Genomic DNA, 17,103 nt, shown 5'->3' on the forward strand with positions numbered 1-17,103 from the left:
CGGGACAACTTCCGACCGCCTGTCGGTGGGGGGCCGAGCGCCACCGCCGTAGATTGCCGTTCATGTTCTGCACGGCAACACAGCGAGGGGCCAGCACCGTCTCCTCCTGCGACGCCGCAGCCTCTCGTGCCGTGCAGATCCGTCACCTGGTCGCCTTGACCCAGTGCCCAGGTGACATGGCGGTCCGGCCTCTGGCCGGGCGTGTTTCTCCCGCGTGTGACACCGCCATTACCGGTGGGGAAGGCCGGGGCTGAGGGGATCCGCTGACGAGGACGGGACAGCCCCGTCGGCGAACTGGCCCCGGCCGACCCACCAATGCCGTATCCGAAGGCCCCGTTGACCCCGGGGCCTTCGGGCTTTAAAGAACTGGGTCCGCGGGTAGTCTCGCCGGATGATCCTCGCCATCGACCAGGGGACCACGGGCTCGACCTGCCTGGTCTTCGACACCGACGGAGAGCTCCAGGGCCGCGCCTACCGGGAGTTCACGCAGCACTTCCCGAAGCCCGGATGGGTCGAGCACGACGCCGCCGAGATCTGGGACGTGACGAGCGCGGTGGCCGGCGAGGCCCTGGACGACGCCGGCGTCGCGGTCGGCGAGCTGCTCGCGGTCGGCATCACGAACCAGCGCGAGACGGTCTGCGTCTGGGACCCGTCGACCGGCGAGCCGCTCCACCACGCGCTGGTCTGGCAGGACCGGCGCACCGCCGGCCGCTGCGACGACCTGCGACGCCAGGGCCACGAGGCGATGGTCCGCACGCGGACCGGCCTCATGCTCGACCCGTACTTCTCGGGCACCAAGATCGAGTGGCTGCTGCAGAACGTCGACGGCCTCGCGCAGAAGGCCGCCGAGGGGCGGGCCGTCTTCGGGACGATCGACAGCTGGCTGACGTTCAAGCTCACCGGCGAGCACGTCACCGACCAGTCCAACGCGTCCCGCACCCTGCTCTACGACATCACGAAGGGCGCGTGGGACGACGAGCTCTGCGCGATGCTCGGCGTGCCGATGAAGGCGCTGCCGACCGTCCTGCCGTCGATCGGGACGTTCGGCACGACGACCGCCGACACCCTCCACGGCCATGCGGTGCCGGTCGCCGGCATCGCGGGCGACCAGCAGGCCGCGCTGTACGGGCAGGCCTGCCTGGACCCGGGGATGGGCAAGAACACCTACGGCACGGGCTCGTTCGTCCTGATGAACGCCGGGACGACCCCGCCGCCGACGCCGCCCGGCCTGCTCACCACGGTCGCCTGGGGCATCGGCCAGCGGACGGTCTACGCGCTGGAGGCCGCGATCTTCGTCACGGGGGCGGCCGTGCAGTGGCTGCGTGACGGGCTGCAGATCATCGAGCGCGCGTCCGACACGGAGGCGATGGCGAAGTCGCTCGACTCGAACGACGGCGTCTACCTCGTCCCGGCGCTGACGGGCCTCGGCTCGCCGCACTGGGACCCGTACGCCCGCGGGACGATCGTCGGGCTGACCCGGGGGACGGGCCGCGCGCACATCGTCCGGGCGACGCTCGAGGCGATCGCCTACCAGACGGTCGACGCGGTCCGCGCGATGGAGCGCGCGTCCGAGACGCCGCTGACCGAGCTGAAGGCCGATGGTGGCGCGACCGCCAACGCGTGGCTGATGCAGTTCCAGGCGGACATGCTCGGCGTGCCGGTGGTCGTGCCGGAGGTCCACGAGACGACGGCCCTGGGCGCCGCGCTGCTGGCGGGGGTGGGCGCGGGCGTGTTCTCGCAGCAGCACATCGTCACGAGCTGGCGCGAGCGGACGCGCTACGAGCCGGCGATGGGCGACGACGAACGGGACGCGCTGCTGGCCGACTGGCAGCGGGCCGTCCAGCGCTCGCGGGGCTGGGTGCAGGCGTAGGCCGGCCCACCTCGACAGCCTGTCAGGGAGCGCGCCCGCGAACGCAGGGGAGGCGTAGGATCCAGCGGACCATGGCGGCGGACCAGAAGCTCGTGAAGATGAAGGACCAGGTCTACAAGGACCCGCGTCCGAAGGAGTTCTTCGACCGGTACCACGCGCGAGCCCGCAACGAGAAGCCCAACTGGGTCTACGAGCTGGTCCGGATGGCGACCTCGCTCTACGCGTACACCTTCCTGCGGGCGCGATCGATCGGCTCGCACAACATCCCGCAGTCCGGCCCGGTGATCCTCGCGCCGAACCACTTCTCGTTCATGGACCACTTCCTGTGCGGCGCGTTCACCCGCCGCAAGCTGCGGTTCATGGCCAAGTCGCAGCTGTTCTCGCCGCCGATGGTCTACATCTACTCGCCGGGCGGCGTCTTCCCCGTCCGGCGCGGCGTGCGCGACGAGGAGGTCTTCATCACCGCGGAGACGATCCTCGAGGACGGCGGCGTGGTCTGCATGTACTGCGAGGGCGGCCGCTCGCGCTCGGGCGTCCTGGCCGACAGCGCCAAGCCCGGCATCGGCCGGCTGGCGCTGACGAGCGGTGCCACGATCGTCCCGGTCGCCATCCACGGCTCGGCGAAGGTCCGCAACTGGAAGCGCCTGCAGTTTCCGAAGATCACCGTCCAGTTCGGCGAGCCGTTCCGCTACGAGGCGGTCCCGGACACCGACCGCTCGCAGCACCAGGCGGTCGCCGACGAGGTCTTCACCGAGATCCGCGCGCTTTACGGCCGCCTCGACACGGAGGGCGCTGACGCCGTCGCCGCGACCGTCCGCGCCGAGCGGCGCGCCCGCCGGCGCACCCCCGCGGCGGTCTGACCATGACGCGCGGTGCCCGGATCCGCGGGGTCCTGGGCACGGCGGTGGCCGCCGTCGTCGCCGCCACCGCCGCGCTCCCGGCGAGCGCGCCCGCGGCCGTGCAGCTGGTGCAGGTGGGGACGGCCGCCACGCCGGTCTCGATCGCCGCCGCGCCGGACGACCCGTCCCGGCTCTACGTCGTCGAGCAGGGCGGCGTCATCAAGGTGCTGAAGGACGGGGTCGCGTCGACCTTCCTCGACCTGAGTGGCCGTATCAGCGCCGCCCAGCCCGGGGCCTACGGCGAGCGCGGGCTGCTCGGCCTGGCGTTCGCGCCCGACTTCGCCGTCACCCGCCGCTTCTACGTCTACTTCACCGCGCGCGGGACGCACGCCATCACGATCGCGCGCTACGTCGCGACCTCGGCGGGCACGGCCGACGAGTCGACGTTCGAGCTGCTGCTGTCGATCCCGCACGACCGGCAGGCGAACCACAACGGCGGTCAGCTGCAGTTCGGCCCGGACGGGATGCTCTACGCCGGGACCGGGGACGGCGGCAGCGGCGGCGACCCTGCGGGCAACGGCCAGGACCTGACGAGCACGCCGACGGTCGCCGGTGGCGTGAACAAGGACGCGCGCCTGGCCAAGCTGCTGCGCCTGGACGTCTCACCCGGGCGTGGCTACGCGACCGCTGCGGGCAACCCGTTCCCCGCGCCCGCGCAGGACGTCTGGGCGTACGGCCTGCGCAACCCGTTCCGCTTCTCGTTCGACCGCGCCAATGGCGACCTTTACATCGGGGACGTCGGCCAGGCCCGCTACGAGGAGATCGACGCGCCCGGCGGGACCGGCCGCGGCCTGAACTACGGCTGGGGCCGGTACGAGGGCCTGCACGCCTACCCGGGCGGCGCCGCGATCGGCAGCCCGGCGCCGGCCGGCTTCGCGTTCCCGGTGCTCGAGCAGTCCCACGCGGACGGCTGGTGCTCGATCACGGGCGGCTATGTCGTCCGCGACCCCGCCGTGCCCGACCTGCTGGGGCGGTACCTGTACTCCGACTACTGCAAGAACCAGATCCACTCGGTGAAGATCGCCGGCGGCGTGGCCACCGGTGACGCGCCGGTCCCGGGCCTGACGACGCTCTCCCGCACGACCACCTTCGGTGAGGACGCGGCCGGCCGCATCCACGTCGCGAGCCAGGACGGCGCGCTCTACCGCCTCGAGCAGGTGCCGGGGACGGCCCCTGCGGGCGGTGGCGGCGGGGGGACGACGCCCGGCGGCGGGACCACCCCCGGCGGCGGGACGGGCACGGGCGGGGCTCCGGACACCAGGGCCCCGCGGGTCACGCTCCCGGCACGCCCGGGGGCGCAGCGTCCGACGCGGAGCGGCCAGGTCGCCACGTCCGTCCGCTGCGACGAGCGCTGCACCGTCCGGGTGACCGGCCGGATCGTGACCGGCGGCACGACTCGCAAGGGCGGCCTGAAGAGCGTGACGCGGACGCTCGACGCCGGCGTGAGCGCGCGGCTCGCGGTGCGGGTCAGTCGCTTCGGGATCCGGCTGCTCGCGCCCGCGCTGCGGGCGGGCCGGACGGTCAGCGTGCGGCTGAGCGTCCGCGCGACCGACGTGGCGGGCAACGCCACGACGCGGACCCTCACGGTCCGCGTCCGGCGCTGACTCGGCCTGTCCGCGAAGGGGCGCGAGAAGCGAGCCGCAGGCGAGCTTCTCGCAGGGGTAGTCGGTTCGGCCGAGCCCCTGGGCGAGGCCGAACCGACTACCCCGACCAGGTCACCTCGATCGACTCCTCGTTCGCGGCGTTGCGCGCGACCACGTACTCGGCAGGGATGTCCGCCGACCGGTTGTGCAGCACGTGCGTCTCCTGCGGCGGGACGTACGCCATGTCCCCGGGGACCAGCGTGGTCGTGTGCTCGAGGCCGTCCCCCCACTGGATCTCGAGCTCGCCCCGCAGCATGTAGACCGCCGACTCGCAGGACGCGTGGTAGTGCGGCCGCGAGCGGGCGGACGGGTCGACGCGGAAGATCCCCAGGTAGATGTCCTTCGCGCCGGCGGTGACGTCCGAGATCTCGGCGCCCCCGACGACGCCGCGCGGGACCTCGTGGTCTGCGGCGGGCTTGACGACCTTCACGGCGGGCCTCCTCGTTGGCTTGTCGTCCGATCGTAGACCGGGCCACCGCCGTCGTCACACGGGCAGGTCGTAGTCCAGCCACTGCGACCGCGCGCCGCCGACGCGGTCGTAGACCTTCTGCGCGCGGTGGTTGTCCAGGGCGGTCGACCACGACAGCTTGACCGCGCCATGGGCGCGGGCCTCGTCGCGGCAGGCCGCGATGAGCGCATCGGCCAGGCCCGAGCCGCGGGCCGCCGGGTCGACGTAGAGGTCGTTCATCACCGCGACCCGGGCGGCCGCGAGCGTCGACCAGGTCCAGTAGATCGTGGCGAACCCGAGCGGCGTCCCGTCCTCGACGGACCACGCCAGCAGCTGGACGCCGCTGCGGTCGGGGTCGGCCAAGAGCGCGTGGCTCAGGGCCAGCAGCGCTTCGTCGGACGGCTGCGCGATACCGGCGGACCGCTCGTAGAACGCGCAGTACCCGCGCACCAGGACGAGCAGCTCCGGCAGGTCACCTTGGGTGACGCGGGCGATCGTGAAGCTCATGCTGCGAGCGTCCCAGGTGCGCGCGGGCCGGGCCGGCGCAGGCTGCCGCGCCGCGTTGTCCGGTCAGTTCCGGCCCGGGACCTTCTTGGAGATAGCGGCGCACGTGGTGCCGGCGGTGGTGCGCCTGGCGATCCTGACCGTGAGCTTGCCCTTCTTGTGCTTCTTGGTCTTGATGTTGAACGAGCCGTTCGCCTTGGTCCGCCCGCTGCCGACCGTCTTGGTGCCCTTCTTGACGACGACCCTGCGGCCGCTCCTGCACGTCCGCCCGGTGACGCTGATCTTGCCCAGGATCCTCCGTCCGGGGCTCTTGATCCCCTTGATCGAGCCCTTCTGGACGCGTCCCGGGACGGCCGGCGGCGTCGGCGTGACCGGCGGCTCGGGTGTCGTCGTCGTGGGGGTGGTGACGGTCCCGGGTGTGGTGGGGGTCGGGCTCGGTGTCGGTGTCGGTGCCGGCGTGGGTGCCGGGCTCGGCGTCGGCGTCGGTGTCGGGGTGGGGGTGGGGGTGAGGCCCCCGCTGAGCGTCAGCGACAGGTTGTCCGCGTAGCCGTCGGAGTAGGAGCCGAACGTCCGCGTGACCGTGATCGTCACGCGGATCTGGCGGGTCCCGGCGGGGACGGCGCCGCCCCTGATCCGTGGCAGGAACGCCGTCTGGTCGCCGCGATCGGCCCGGGTCACCGGGCCCACCGTGAGCGGGCCGCCGAGCACGGTGGTGCCGGCGAGGTACTCGGCGGTCACGGCCGCGTGGTCACCCTCGTCGTCGATGCCGCCGAGGTAGGCGCTGAGGTCCGCCGACACGCCGCCCGCGTCGATCTCGGCCCCGGCGGAGGTCACGTCGACGGTCTGCGTGGCCGCGCTCACCGCCGCGTTCGCCGCGCCGCCGCCGGCGAAGAAGCGCGTCCCGCCGCCGAACGCGCTGCCGACCGCGACGCTCGGGAAGAACGGCGCGCCGTACCGCTCGGCCCGGAACTCGTTGCTCGTCGTCCAGCCGGTGAGCTCGCCGGCGGTGCCGCTCTCGGCGCCGGGGTTCTGGAGCAGGTTGCCGGCCGGGACCGCGGCCCGCGCCCCGCCGACCGGCACGGTGGCGAAGGCACCGGCGACCACGGCCGCCGAGGCGAAGCTCACAGTGCGGCGACGTGGCTGCGATGCAGACCGCATCGGCCGAGCGTAGAACGCCGTCCCCGCCTCCGCAACCGGCGGGGCCCGAAGCGGGGAATGGCCCCCTGGGCCATTCCCCGATGAACGTCGGGCCCCTAGGGGCCGACGTTCACGACATCATCCCGGTGAACACGCCACCGGAGACGTTCAGGACCTGGCCATGGACGTAGTTCGAGTACGGGGAGCACAGGAAGAACACGCCGCCGGCGGCCTCCTGGGGCGTCGCCGGGCGGCCGAGCGGGATCATCATCGACGCCATCGCGCGCATCTGGTCCGGGATGCCGAGCTGGACCTTCTCGCCGTCGATCTCCATCGTGTTGTCGTCCACCTTGGACTGCGTGAGGCGCGTGTCGACGAAGCCGAACGCCACCGCGTTGCAGTTGATCTTGAACTGGCCCCACTCCTTGGCGAGGGTCTTCGTCAGGCCGACGACGCCGTTCTTCGCGGCCGAGTAGTTTGCCTGGCCGGCGTTGCCCATCGTGCCCGAGATCGAGGCGACGTTGACGACCTTGCGGAAGTTCTCGACGCCCTCCTCCTTCTCCTTCTTGGCGGGCTCGCGCAGGTGCGGCGCGGCGGCGCGAAGGACCTTGAACGGGACGGTGGTGTGGATGGCGATCATCTTGTCCCACCAGTCGTCGCTCATCTTGTGGATCGGCGCGTCGAGGGTGTAGCCCGCGTTGTTGACGATGATGTCGATCTGGCCCCAGGCGTCGATCGCGGTGGCGATGAGCTTGTCCGGGGCGTCGCCCTTGGTCAGGTCGCCTGCGAAGACGGCGGTCTCCCCGGCGATCTCGGACGCGGTCTGCGCTGCGACGTCGCCGTCGAGGTCGTTGATGACGACCTTGGCGCCCTGTTCGCTGAGCAGTTCTGCGGTTGCCCGGCCGATGCCGCGGGCGCTGCCGGTGACGATTGCCACCTTGCCGTCGAGGACTCCCATGAGCGTCTCTCCTGTATGTCGTGAACGTCGGGAACGAGCGGCCCGCGCAGAGGCGGCGGGCGCACCGGGTGAATCCTATTCAGGTTCTCGCGGCAGCGCGGCCCGCGGTGGGGCGTCGCCGCAGGCCTCCGTCGCTCAGCCCGGCAGCGCCGCGCGGAGCGTCGTGTCGTGCGTCCGCGCCTTCGAGACGTTGTTCGCGTAGTCCGTCATCGTCACGCGCAGCTGCACGCGGCCCGGCTTCAGCGTCCGGCCGCCGATCTTCGGTCCGATGGTCGCGGTGACGGCGCCGGCGCGGCGCGGCTCGACGATCGTCGCGAGCTTCACGTAGCGGATGCAGACCCGCGCGCCCTGGCGCCGCAGCGCGGGCGTCGGCGCCACGCACGCTCCGGCGCGGATCCGGCCGCCGGCCGGCCGGGACGCCGTGAGCCGCATGGTGCCCGCCTCGCCGGCGTTGAAGCGGACCTGCGTCGGCCGCCCGACCCGCCACACGCGCGGGGTCAGGTAGAGCGCGCTGACGGTCGGCGCGAGCCGGTCGCGGTAGGTGAGCTTCAGCGTCGCCGTGGTGATGTTCCCGGCCCGGTCGACGGCGACGGCGGTCACCGTGTTGGCGCCCTTCTGCATCGGGACGGGCACGCTGAACCTGCCCGTGGAGCTGACGGCCGCCGGCACTCCGGCGACCGTGAGCGACGCGAGGCCGCCGTTGTCGCTCGCGCGTCCGGTGACCGTGACGGTGGGGGTGAGGACGACGGCCCCGGCGGCCGGCGTGCTGAACGTCACCACCGGCTTGACGGCGGCGTCCTCGATCGCGGCCGCGCGCACGGCGGCGTCGGCGGCGGTGCGCGTAAGGACGAACGTGGAGCGGACGACCTCGGCCCGGCCCGCAGCCGGGACCGTCATGTCGGGGAAGCGCACCAGCAGGTCGTTCGGGGCCGTGATGCGGACGGACGCCGGCGGGCGGTCGAAGGTGACGGCGCCCTGCGCGTAGACGGGGTCGTCGTCGAGCGCGGCGGCGTTCGCCCGGACGAAGATCGTCGCGGGTCCGCTGGTCGGGCCTCCGAGCTCGGTGCCGCCCAGGCGGGTGCTCAGGGTGTCGCCGGGGATCCAGCCGAAGCGCAGCGCCGGGGTGACGCCGACCGCGACGAGCGTGGTCTGGCCGAGGTGGACGGACAGCCTGTGCGGCCGGCCGTCGGTCGCGAGCGCGGCGTCGCGCTGCTCGACGGTCGTGCCGTCGGGGGCCACGATCGTCGTCCGCTCGTAGCGGACCCCGGTGTCGACGTAGGCGGTGCAGGCGGCGTCGGTCGGGACGCTGCCGGCGCTGCACCTGAGCAGCGGGTTCGTCTCGACCGTGGTCACGGTCCCGCCCGGATCGCGTGTCGTCGTCCGGGTCAGGCCCAGCAACCCCGGCTTGCCGGATCCGAGGGCGGCGCGGGCGGTCGGGTAGGCGTTGACGCCGTCGACCTGGACGGAGGAGCGGTCGGCGGTCGACGCGCCGATCCACCCGCCGCCGCTGAAGACCGGCTCGGTGCTGATGCGGCCGGCACGGTCGAAGAACCGGCCGGCGGAGCAGAGTCCGGTGGCGCCGAGCGAGCAGATCCCGACCCCGGCCGACGACTGCTGGCGCCAGTCGTCGAAGCCGATCGTGACGTCGCCCGTTGTGCGGGTGCGCTCGGCCTCGACGACAATCAGCGGTCCCGTGAACGCCCCCGCGGCGTCGATCGACGGCGCGAAGCCGGCCGGGACGGCGCGCAGGACGCAGGGCCCGCGGAGGTCGGCGACCTTGGCGGTGCCGGTGAAGCCGCCGCCGGTCGTGAGTGTCGCAGCGCCCACGGCGGTCGCGACTCCCCGGCGCGAGAAGCACAGGAAGGTCAGCGTCTCGCCGGTGGTGCCGCCGGTGGCCGTGCCGCTGACCGGGACGGTGGTGGTGGCGTCGGTGCTCGTGATGCGCAGCTCGTCGGCCGGGGCGGTCACCGTCGAGGCGCTGATCGCGGCGGCCGCCGGGGCGGCGGCGACGGCCGTGCCGGCCAGGGCGATCAGCAGGGCGGGCAGGAGCGCACGACGCATCGGATGCGAACGTACCGGGCGGGGGCCGGGCGTCATGCAGGAACGAACACGGATCCCGACGCGAAGGTTCGGCCGGGCCTGCTTCACCGGGGTGGCTGTGCGCGCAGCCAGATCGTCGCCGCCTCCACGCGGTTCGACGCGCCCAGCTTGCGCAGGATGCGCTTCACGTGGGACTTGGCGGTCTCCTCGGTGATGACGAGCCGCGCGGCGATCTGCGCGTTGGACGCACCGCCGCCGACCAGCGCGAGGACCTCGAGCTCGCGCTTGGACAGACCGCCGGCGATCGTGTCGTCGACCTCCGGGACCAGGGCGGCCGTGGTCCGCGACGCGCCCTCCGAGCTGCCGCTCACGAGCTCGACCTCGGCGTCCAGGTACTCGGCGACGACGGCCTCCGTGCGCTGGAGCAGCCGCCGCAGCTCCTGGCCCTGGGCGCGCAGCCGGTCGGTGAGTCGCGCCCGCTCGACCGCGTAGCCGAACCCCTCCGCGAACGCCCACAGGGCGTCGCGGTCGAACTCGTCCACCTGCCGCGGCTTGAGGCGGTGGTCGGCGTGGATGAACCCGATGACCCGGCCCTCGGGCATGATCGGCGCCGCCACGTACGAACGGGTGTCGTAGGCCGCGGCGAGCTCCGCGAACACCCGTGGGTTGCCGACGACCTGCTGGATCGCCATCGGTCGCCGGCGGCGGATCATCTCCGTCTCCAGCGCCTGGGTCACGAGCCCGGCGGGATGCTCGCGGCTGAAGGCGAGCAGGCGCGCGGCGCTGTCCGGGTCGCCCTCGACGTGGAACGCCTCGGCGAGCAGCTCCTTGCCCCGCACGCGGTAGAGGACGGCGCGGTCGAATCCGCACGCCTCGCAGACGGAGCGCGGGGCGGCCGCGATCATGGCCTCCGCGCTCGGCATCTGCCGCAGGTGGGCGAGCGCCGTGTGCACCCGGGCGAGCACCTGCAGCCGGTCGCGCATGTGGGCGTCGGCGGCGTGGTCGCGCCGCTCATGCAGCTCCACCAGCGCACGGAACGCCTCGCGCAGCTCGGGCGCGGCGCCGGCGGTCAGCTCGGCGACGCGCGTCTCGAGGTCGGCGACCTCGTCGTCCAGCCCGGCGCGCAGCGCGGCCGCCGCGCTGGGGGGCGGGTCGTCGGGCCAGGGCGGCAGCGCCCCGGCGACGGGGTGCGGAACGGTCGACATCGGTTGCGCCCGAGCCTATCCGCGCGCTCGATGTGCCACCACACGCCACCCGCGCACGTGCTGGCACATCGAGCGCCGTCCCGTGGCGACGGCTACGGCGCCTCCGATGCCGGCGTGTGCTGCGGCAGGTCCGGGCCCGGCTCCCACGAGTGCCGGCCCAGCCGCTTCATCAGCTTGTACTTCGCCACGCCGTGCGCGTTGCCCGCGTACCAGACCAGGTGCACCGACACCGGGAACGTCGCGTTCCAGAAGACGTCGGGGATCGGGTCGCGGGGGACGGGGTCCACGAGGTCGACGTCGGCGGCCACGTAGCCCTCGCCGTCCCCGTACGACATGCGCTGCAGCACGACGCCGTCCGCGTCGCAGATCGTCGTCTCGCCCAGCATCCGGGACGGCCACGACAGGCCGGGGACGAGCGGGGTCTCCATCACGAACGGCCCGACGTGGGACGGGTGGACGGCCGGCACGCCGAGCATCCGCGCCATCCGCGGCGGCGTCTCCCGGCAGTACTGCTCGAGGAAGTGCTCGTCGCGCGTGATGAACCACGGCCGCGTGAGCGCCCAGGTCGGGAACGACGGGAAGTGCATCCCGCCGGCCAGCAGTTGCACCCGGCCGAGGAGGCGCTTCGCGGTCCGGACGCGGCCCCACTCGAACCCGTTGGCGAGCCCGATCGGGCCGAGCGACGTCGGCGCGACCCCGTCGTCGCTGCCGCCCGCGTAGTAGTTGTTCTCCCAGAACGACGGCTGGTCCTTGTCGTGCAGGTGGATCGCGCCGTCCGGCTCGCACAGCGCGTAGGTGCCGCGCGTGTCGCCCCCGCGAACCGCGATGAACCCGCCGCCGACCAGGCAGCCGTACTCGCGGGCGAGCCCCCGCAGCGTCTGCAGCGGCGCGCCCAGCAGCGGCCGGGCGACCGACCGCATGCGCCGGTCGTAGGCGTTGGGGGACGTCATCGCCTCCGGCAGGAAGATCGCCTCGGGCGAGTGCTCGCGAGCGGCCGCGCGGACCAGGTCGGTCACGCGCGCGAGGTTGCCCTCGACGTCCCCGATCTGCAGCGCCGGCTGGATCGCGACGACCCGGGTCACGCGTGGACCCGGTGCCGCGCGACGATCGCGCCGGCGTCGATGCCGCGCGGGAGGCAGCCGAGCACGCCGGTGTCCTCCAGGCGGGCGGCGCAGAAGGCGTCGGCGACGTAGGGCGGCGCGAAACGGACGAGCAGCGTCGCCTGCAGGCAGCGCGCCATGCGGCTGGTCAGGTCGCGGGCGCCGGCCTCGTCGACCCCGGCCCGGACCAGGTCGCGTAGCTGGGCGACGGCCGCGTCCAGCCGGTGGTTCGCGCCCGCGGCCAGATCGAGCTCGCCGAGGAACGCGTCCACGCAATCGGGCTCGCGCTGCATCGCCCGCAGGACGTCGAGGGCCTGCACGTTGCCCGAGCCCTCCCAGACCGACATCAGCGGCGCCTCGCGGTAGGTCCGCGGCAGCCGCGACTCCTCGACGTAGCCGTAGCCGCCCTGGCACTCCAGCGCCTCGGCCGCGTGCAGCGGGGCGCGCTTGCAGATCCAGAACTTCAGGACCGGCCCGGCCAGGCGCCGGAACGCCGCAGCGGCCGCGTCGCCGTCCGTCGCCCCCTGGGTGGCGTGCGCCAGCCGCAGCGCCGACCAGGTCGCCGCCTCGCTCTCCAGCGCGAGGTCCGCCAGGACGGCCGTCATCGCGGGCTGCTCGGCCAGGCGCCGCCCGAACGCCTGCCGGTGCGTGGCCCAGTGGATCGCCTCGATCGTCCCGGTCCGCATGACGGCCGTCGACCCCAGGACGCAGTCCTGTCGCGTGCCGCCGATCATCGCCATGATCGCGCGGACGCCGCGCCCGGGTTCGCCGACGAGCTGCGCCAGGGAGCCGTCGAAGCGGACCTCGGCCGTCGGGTTGGACCGGTTGCCGAGCTTGTCCTTCAGGCGGTCGATCGTCCAGCCGTTGGCCGGGTCGTCGTCGAGGCGGCGGGGCACCAGCAGGCAGCTCACGCCTTCCGGGGTCTGCGCCAGGACGAACATCGCGTCCGAGTGGACGGCGGAGACGAACCACTTCTCCCCGGTCACGCGGTACCACCCGTCGCCCTCGCCGGCCGCCGGCTCCGCGACCGTCGTGTTCGCGCGGACGTCCGATCCGCCCTGCTTCTCGGTCAGCGCCATGCCGATGAGCGCCCCGGTCTTCTGTCCCGAGGGCAGCGGACGGGTGTCGTGGTAGCCGCTCGTGACCAGCGACTCCCAGCGCTGCGCGACGGCCGGGGTCAGGCGGAGGGCCGGGACCGAGGCGTAGGTCATCGCCAGCGGACAGGTGGAGCCCGCCTCGACTTGGGCGACGCCGATGAACTTCGCGGCCCGCGTGACCTGCGGCGCCGGTGCCATGTCCGCCCAGACGCCGCCGGCGACGCCGGCCTCGACGGCGAGCTGCATGACGTCGTCCCAGGCGGGGACGAACTGGATCGTGTCGCTGCGCACGCCGCCGCGGTCGTACGGCACGTGGACCGGCGGACGCTCGTTCGCCGCGAATCCGGCCTCGAGCAGCGCCGCCGACCCGAGCCGGCGGCCGACGCGGGAGCACTCCTCCGCGCGTGCCTGCGCGCCGAACGCGTGCAGGCCCTCGACCAGCGCCGGGTCGTCCCCGATGACGTCGAAGTCCTGCAGCGGCGGCGGGGTGTTGGTCGCCCCGCGATTGGATGCGGTCGACCGCGGTGCGTCGATGGTGCTCATGTCCCGATCCAACACGGCGCGCGGCCGCGGGGGAAGCAGGATCACCCCAAGGAGTGACAGGGAGGACCCGGACTGGCGATGTTCAGGTCACCGCGCCCACCTACGGTTGCAGCATGACCACGATCGATCGCCACGAGACCGCCGACGTCGTCATCGCGGGGGGACGCTGCGCCGGCAGCGCGACGGCGATCGGCTTCGCCCGCGCGGGTCGCCGGGCGATCGCGGTCGACCGGGCGCGGTTCCCGTCCGACACGCTCTCGACGCACGTGAACTTCCCGTCCGCGGTCGCCGAGCTGCAGGCGGTCGGCGCGCTCGACCGCGTCCTCGCGTACGACCCGCCGCGCTGCACCCACGGCATGGTCGAGGCCGACGGCGCGCGCTGCCTGCAGCGCTTCGCGTCGGTCGACGGCATCGACTACGGGATCTGCCTGCCGCGGCCGCAGCTGGACATGGCGCTCGTGGAGACCGCGCGCGAGGCGGGCGCCGAGGTCCGCGAGCGCACCTCCCTGGAGGAGGTCCTGTGGACCGGCGGCCGGGTCAGCGGCGTCGTCGTCAAGGAGTCCGGCGGCGAGCGCGTGCAGATCGACTGCAAGCTGCTGGTCGGGGCGGACGGGCGGCGGTCCACGGTCGCCCGCCTGGTCGGCGCCGAGCGTCCGTACCGCGGCTCGCGCAACGAGCGCGGCTGCGCGTTCTGGTACATGGACGACCCGAAGGCCGGTACCGAGTGGCGCGAGCGGCTGATCCAGCTGCGCTCCGGCGACACCCATGCGCTGATCTTCCCCTGCCCCGACGACCGCGTGCTCTGCCTGTTCATGGGTCCCGCCGTCGACATCCCGCGGTTCCGCGCGGACCCCGACGGGATGTGGGAGGCGATGCTCGACGCGAACCCCGCGGTCCGCGAGCGGCTGGGCGGCGCGACCAACCTGACGAAGCTGCGGTCGACCGGGGACAACGTCGCGTTCTTCCGTCGCTCGAGTGGCCCGGGTTGGGCGCTGGCGGGCGACGCGGGGCACTTCAAGGACCCGATCATCGGGCAGGGGATCCGGGACGCCGTCCGCTTCGGCCGGCTGCTCGGCGAGGCCTGTGCCCCCGTCCTGGACGACCCTGCGGCCGTCGACGCCGCCGCGCGCGCGGTCGAGGCGCGCCGCGACAAGGAGTGCAACGCGAGCTACCACTGGGGCAACCGCGAGTCGCGCGTGTTCGGCGTCAGCCCGATCATCCAGGAGGCGCTGGTCGACCTCGACGGCCAGGACCCGCCGCTGCTGCTGCACATGTTCGACCGCATCCAGACGCCGCACGCGGTCCTGAACCCGATCCGCGGCGGCAAGTACGCGCTGCGGGCGCTGCGCCGCCCCGGGGCCGACCGCGGCGCGATCGTCCGCGAGGCGCTGACCGAGCTGCGCATCGACAAGGACGTCTGGCGCGAGCAGCTGCGGCCGCGGTTCCGGTCGGGTCGGGTGACGGCGTCCGAGCGGGCCGACTACCAATGGCCGCCGCGGACTCCGGGGACGAAGGCCGTGGAGCCGCCGGCGGACGTAGCGGTGGCCGATTCCGCCGAGCCTGCCGCCGTGACCGCATGAGTGCAGCCGGGGTCGCGCCGGTGCCGGTCGCGGGGACGGCGACGAAGCGCGTCGTCGCGGTCCAGCTGCGGGTCGACGTGGGGGAGGACGTCGGCCGCAACCTGCGCCACATCGCCGACATCGTCGGGCAGGCGGCGCGCGAGCACGCGCCGGACATGATCTTCCTGCCGGAGAGCGCGAACCACCCGAACGTCCACGGCAGCGTCATGCGGCGCGTCACCGAGCCGATCGACGGCCCGACGCTCGCGGTCCTGCGCGGGCTCGCGGCGGAGCACGGGTGCATCGTCGGCGGCGGCTACCTGGCGGTCCGCGGCCGCGACGCCCGCGGCACCTACGCGGTCTGCGAGCCCGACGGCGGGGTGTCCTTCCACGACAAGGACCAGCCGTCGATGTGGGAGAACAACAACTACACGGCCGGTCAGGACCTCGGCATCGCGGACACCGCCGCGGGGGCGATCGGCGTCGCGAACGGGTTCGAGTGGCTGCGGTCCCGGACGGCGGCACGACTCCGCGGCCGCGTGAAGCTCGTGGCCGGCGGGATGTGCTTCCCGTCGTTCCCGTCCTGGGCGGTCACGAAGCCGTGGTTCTGGGACCGGGAGCACGCGACGATGGTCGAGCTCGCGCGCGAGACACCCGGCCGGATGGCGCGTGTGGTCGGCGTGCCCTGCGTCCATCCGTCCCATGTCGGGGACGTCCGGATGGCGACGCCGTTCGCGCCCGGGGTGCCGTGGCCGTCCGTGTTGCTGGGGGAGACGCAGATCGTCGACGCCGCCGGGACGTCGCTCGGGCACCTGCCGTACGCCGACGGCGAGGGCTACGTCTGCGCGGACGTCGCGTGGGCGGACGCGCAGCCGGTGAACCCCGTCCCGGCGAAGTTCTGGATGCCGGTCCTGCCGTGGACGGTGCACGCGGTCTGGTACGCGACGAACGCCTCCGGTCGCGCGCGGTACGCGCTGGATCGCCGCCGCGGCGCGTTCCCGTGGCAGGGCACGGCCGCGGAGGGCGCGGACCTCCCGGACCGCGTCCCGCCGGGCATGCTTCCGCTGCCGTCCGGGTCGGCCCTCGAGCCGGCCATGGCCCCCACCGTCTGACGTCCAGTTCTGGCTGTGTCGACGACCAAAATTGGTCGTCAGACCGCGGCGCCTGACGTCCCGCCCGTCTGACGTCCGGTTCTGGCTGTGGTGACGACCAGAATCGGTCGTCAGAATGACGGGCGGCATGGGTGCCTGCCACGTATGCTCGCCGCCCATGGCTCTCCGCGACCGCGCCCCTGACCACCTCGCTGCCCTCATGGGCACCGTCGGCTCGCTGCACTTCGTGGTGCCCGGGCTGATGGCCGAGACGATCCCGTCGCAGCTTCCGGCCCGCAAGGCGTTGGTCTACGTCAGCGGCGTGATCGAGGTCGCGACCGCGGTCGGGCTGCGGAAGCGCGCGCCCTGGGCGGGGCCGGTGGCGGCGGCGACGCTGCTCGCGGTCTGGCCGGCGAACATCCAGATGGCGCTCGACTCGGGCACGGGCAAGAACCCCGGTCCGATGGACAACAAGCTGTTGATGTGGGGCCGCGTCCCGCTGCAGCTGCCGCTCATCTGGGCGGCGCTGCAGGCGCGCCCGCGCGACTGACGCAAGCGGACAGTTGCGCGAAGGGCCGTCATGGTCGGTGGGTCGACGCCGGGAACCCTGGTGCACGGTGAACGGGGGACGGGTCGGTGGCGCTGACTCCGAGGGCCTGGTGGTCGGGGTCGGTGGCGCTGACGCCCCGGGCCGATCCTGACCTGGCGGCTTGGGAACTGCAGGCTGCTGACGGCCGTGGGCGCTGGGCGGCTGCGGGGTCTCGGGTGCGGGGCGGGAGGCCGGCGGCCGGCGGGGGGGCGGGCGAGTGGTGGATCGCACGGCTCCCAGCCCGGCAGAACCCCATCGGCCGCCGCGCCCCGGCGGCCTGGCACGGTCGGAGGATTCGGTGGGTCAGGCCCGCGGGACTCTCCACGCAGCCAGGCCGGGCCGGACGCTCGGAGGATTCGACGGGTCAGGCCCGCCAGACCCTCCGCGCGGGCCCTTGGCTTCACCGGGCTCGCCGCCCGC

Annotated in this window: 14 protein-coding genes; 6 read left to right on the forward strand and 8 right to left on the reverse strand. The window is 73.7% G+C overall.

Annotated features, from left to right (window positions below; all coding sequences use genetic code 11):
- Positions 1-391: 391 nt before the first annotated feature.
- From glpK to DSM112329_RS07115, 3 genes are all read left to right on the forward strand, one after another.
- Entirely contained in the window at positions 392-1,870 is a 1,479-nt protein-coding gene (gene glpK, locus DSM112329_RS07105) for a glycerol kinase GlpK (protein ID WP_354701110.1), read from the forward strand.
- A 71-nt stretch (positions 1,871-1,941) separates the two neighbouring features.
- The gene (locus tag DSM112329_RS07110; RefSeq protein WP_354701111.1) at positions 1,942-2,730 is read left to right on the forward strand and encodes a lysophospholipid acyltransferase family protein; all 789 of its coding nucleotides are present in this window, start codon (positions 1,942-1,944) and stop codon (positions 2,728-2,730) included.
- 2 nt (positions 2,731-2,732) lie between these two features.
- Positions 2,733-4,373, forward strand: a complete 1,641-nt coding sequence (locus tag DSM112329_RS07115; protein WP_354701112.1) for a PQQ-dependent sugar dehydrogenase — start codon at positions 2,733-2,735, stop codon at positions 4,371-4,373.
- A 97-nt stretch (positions 4,374-4,470) separates the two neighbouring features.
- Here DSM112329_RS07115 and DSM112329_RS07120 read toward each other — a convergent pair whose 3' ends face one another.
- The 8 genes from DSM112329_RS07120 to DSM112329_RS07155 form a co-directional block, all read right to left on the reverse strand.
- Positions 4,471-4,842 carry a cupin domain-containing protein gene (locus DSM112329_RS07120; RefSeq protein ID WP_354701113.1) on the reverse strand — a complete coding sequence of 124 codons (372 nt, stop codon included), beginning with the start codon at positions 4,840-4,842 and terminating at the stop codon, positions 4,471-4,473.
- A gap of 54 nt (positions 4,843-4,896) precedes the next feature.
- On the reverse strand, positions 4,897-5,367 hold the full coding sequence (locus tag DSM112329_RS07125) for a GNAT family N-acetyltransferase (protein WP_354701114.1): 471 nt from the start codon (positions 5,365-5,367) through the stop codon (positions 4,897-4,899).
- 63 nt (positions 5,368-5,430) lie between these two features.
- Positions 5,431-6,522 carry a hypothetical protein gene (locus tag DSM112329_RS07130; RefSeq protein WP_354701115.1) on the reverse strand — a complete coding sequence of 364 codons (1,092 nt, stop codon included), beginning with the start codon at positions 6,520-6,522 and terminating at the stop codon, positions 5,431-5,433.
- Positions 6,523-6,631: 109 nt separating this feature from the next.
- The gene (locus DSM112329_RS07135; RefSeq protein ID WP_354701116.1) at positions 6,632-7,459 is read right to left on the reverse strand and encodes an SDR family NAD(P)-dependent oxidoreductase; all 828 of its coding nucleotides are present in this window, start codon (positions 7,457-7,459) and stop codon (positions 6,632-6,634) included.
- Positions 7,460-7,594: 135 nt separating this feature from the next.
- A complete protein-coding gene (locus DSM112329_RS07140) occupies positions 7,595-9,520 on the reverse strand; it encodes a hypothetical protein (protein ID WP_354701117.1) in 1,926 nt (641 codons plus the stop codon).
- 83 nt (positions 9,521-9,603) lie between these two features.
- Positions 9,604-10,704 (reverse strand): LuxR C-terminal-related transcriptional regulator, encoded by a 1,101-nt coding sequence (locus DSM112329_RS07145; protein WP_354701118.1) that lies wholly within the window; start codon positions 10,702-10,704, stop codon positions 9,604-9,606.
- A gap of 92 nt (positions 10,705-10,796) precedes the next feature.
- Positions 10,797-11,786, reverse strand: coding sequence for a carbon-nitrogen hydrolase family protein (locus DSM112329_RS07150; protein WP_354701119.1), 990 nt, complete (start codon positions 11,784-11,786; stop codon positions 10,797-10,799).
- The gene (locus DSM112329_RS07155) at positions 11,783-13,444 is read right to left on the reverse strand and encodes an acyl-CoA dehydrogenase family protein (RefSeq protein ID WP_354701120.1); all 1,662 of its coding nucleotides are present in this window, start codon (positions 13,442-13,444) and stop codon (positions 11,783-11,785) included. The genes DSM112329_RS07150 and DSM112329_RS07155 overlap by 4 nt, the downstream gene beginning before the upstream one ends.
- 113 nt (positions 13,445-13,557) lie before the next feature.
- Here DSM112329_RS07155 and DSM112329_RS07160 point away from each other — a divergent pair, with 113 nt between their 5' ends.
- The 3 genes from DSM112329_RS07160 to DSM112329_RS07170 all read left to right on the forward strand — a co-directional run bounded on the left by DSM112329_RS07160 (position 13,558) and on the right by DSM112329_RS07170 (position 16,644).
- Positions 13,558-15,024 (forward strand): NAD(P)/FAD-dependent oxidoreductase, encoded by a 1,467-nt coding sequence (locus DSM112329_RS07160; RefSeq protein ID WP_354701121.1) that lies wholly within the window; start codon positions 13,558-13,560, stop codon positions 15,022-15,024.
- Positions 15,021-16,115 (forward strand): carbon-nitrogen hydrolase family protein, encoded by a 1,095-nt coding sequence (locus DSM112329_RS07165; protein WP_354701122.1) that lies wholly within the window; start codon positions 15,021-15,023, stop codon positions 16,113-16,115. Before DSM112329_RS07160 ends, DSM112329_RS07165 begins: the two co-directional genes overlap by 4 nt.
- A gap of 199 nt (positions 16,116-16,314) precedes the next feature.
- Positions 16,315-16,644 (forward strand): DoxX family protein, encoded by a 330-nt coding sequence (locus tag DSM112329_RS07170; protein WP_354702454.1) that lies wholly within the window; start codon positions 16,315-16,317, stop codon positions 16,642-16,644.
- The last annotated feature ends 459 nt before the right edge of the window (positions 16,645-17,103 follow it).

It is taken from the genome of Paraconexibacter sp. AEG42_29, from assembly GCF_040581415.1.
Classification (GTDB): domain Bacteria; phylum Actinomycetota; class Thermoleophilia; order Solirubrobacterales; family Solirubrobacteraceae; genus Paraconexibacter.

Coding starts and splice junctions, on each gene's coding strand:
- DSM112329_RS07125 (WP_354701114.1), bottom strand. CDS start 5,367: ATGAGCTTCACGATCGCCCGCGTCACCCAAGGTGACCTGCCGGAGCTG.
- DSM112329_RS07145 (WP_354701118.1), bottom strand. CDS start 10,704: ATGTCGACCGTTCCGCACCCCGTCGCCGGGGCGCTGCCGCCCTGGCCC.
- glpK (WP_354701110.1), top strand. CDS start 392: ATGATCCTCGCCATCGACCAGGGGACCACGGGCTCGACCTGCCTGGTC.
- DSM112329_RS07155 (WP_354701120.1), bottom strand. CDS start 13,444: ATGAGCACCATCGACGCACCGCGGTCGACCGCATCCAATCGCGGGGCG.
- DSM112329_RS07110 (WP_354701111.1), top strand. CDS start 1,942: ATGGCGGCGGACCAGAAGCTCGTGAAGATGAAGGACCAGGTCTACAAG.
- DSM112329_RS07165 (WP_354701122.1), top strand. CDS start 15,021: ATGAGTGCAGCCGGGGTCGCGCCGGTGCCGGTCGCGGGGACGGCGACG.
- DSM112329_RS07135 (WP_354701116.1), bottom strand. CDS start 7,459: ATGGGAGTCCTCGACGGCAAGGTGGCAATCGTCACCGGCAGCGCCCGC.
- DSM112329_RS07160 (WP_354701121.1), top strand. CDS start 13,558: ATGACCACGATCGATCGCCACGAGACCGCCGACGTCGTCATCGCGGGG.
- DSM112329_RS07130 (WP_354701115.1), bottom strand. CDS start 6,522: ATGCGGTCTGCATCGCAGCCACGTCGCCGCACTGTGAGCTTCGCCTCG.
- DSM112329_RS07170 (WP_354702454.1), top strand. CDS start 16,315: ATGGGCACCGTCGGCTCGCTGCACTTCGTGGTGCCCGGGCTGATGGCC.
- DSM112329_RS07115 (WP_354701112.1), top strand. CDS start 2,733: ATGACGCGCGGTGCCCGGATCCGCGGGGTCCTGGGCACGGCGGTGGCC.
- DSM112329_RS07140 (WP_354701117.1), bottom strand. CDS start 9,520: ATGCGTCGTGCGCTCCTGCCCGCCCTGCTGATCGCCCTGGCCGGCACG.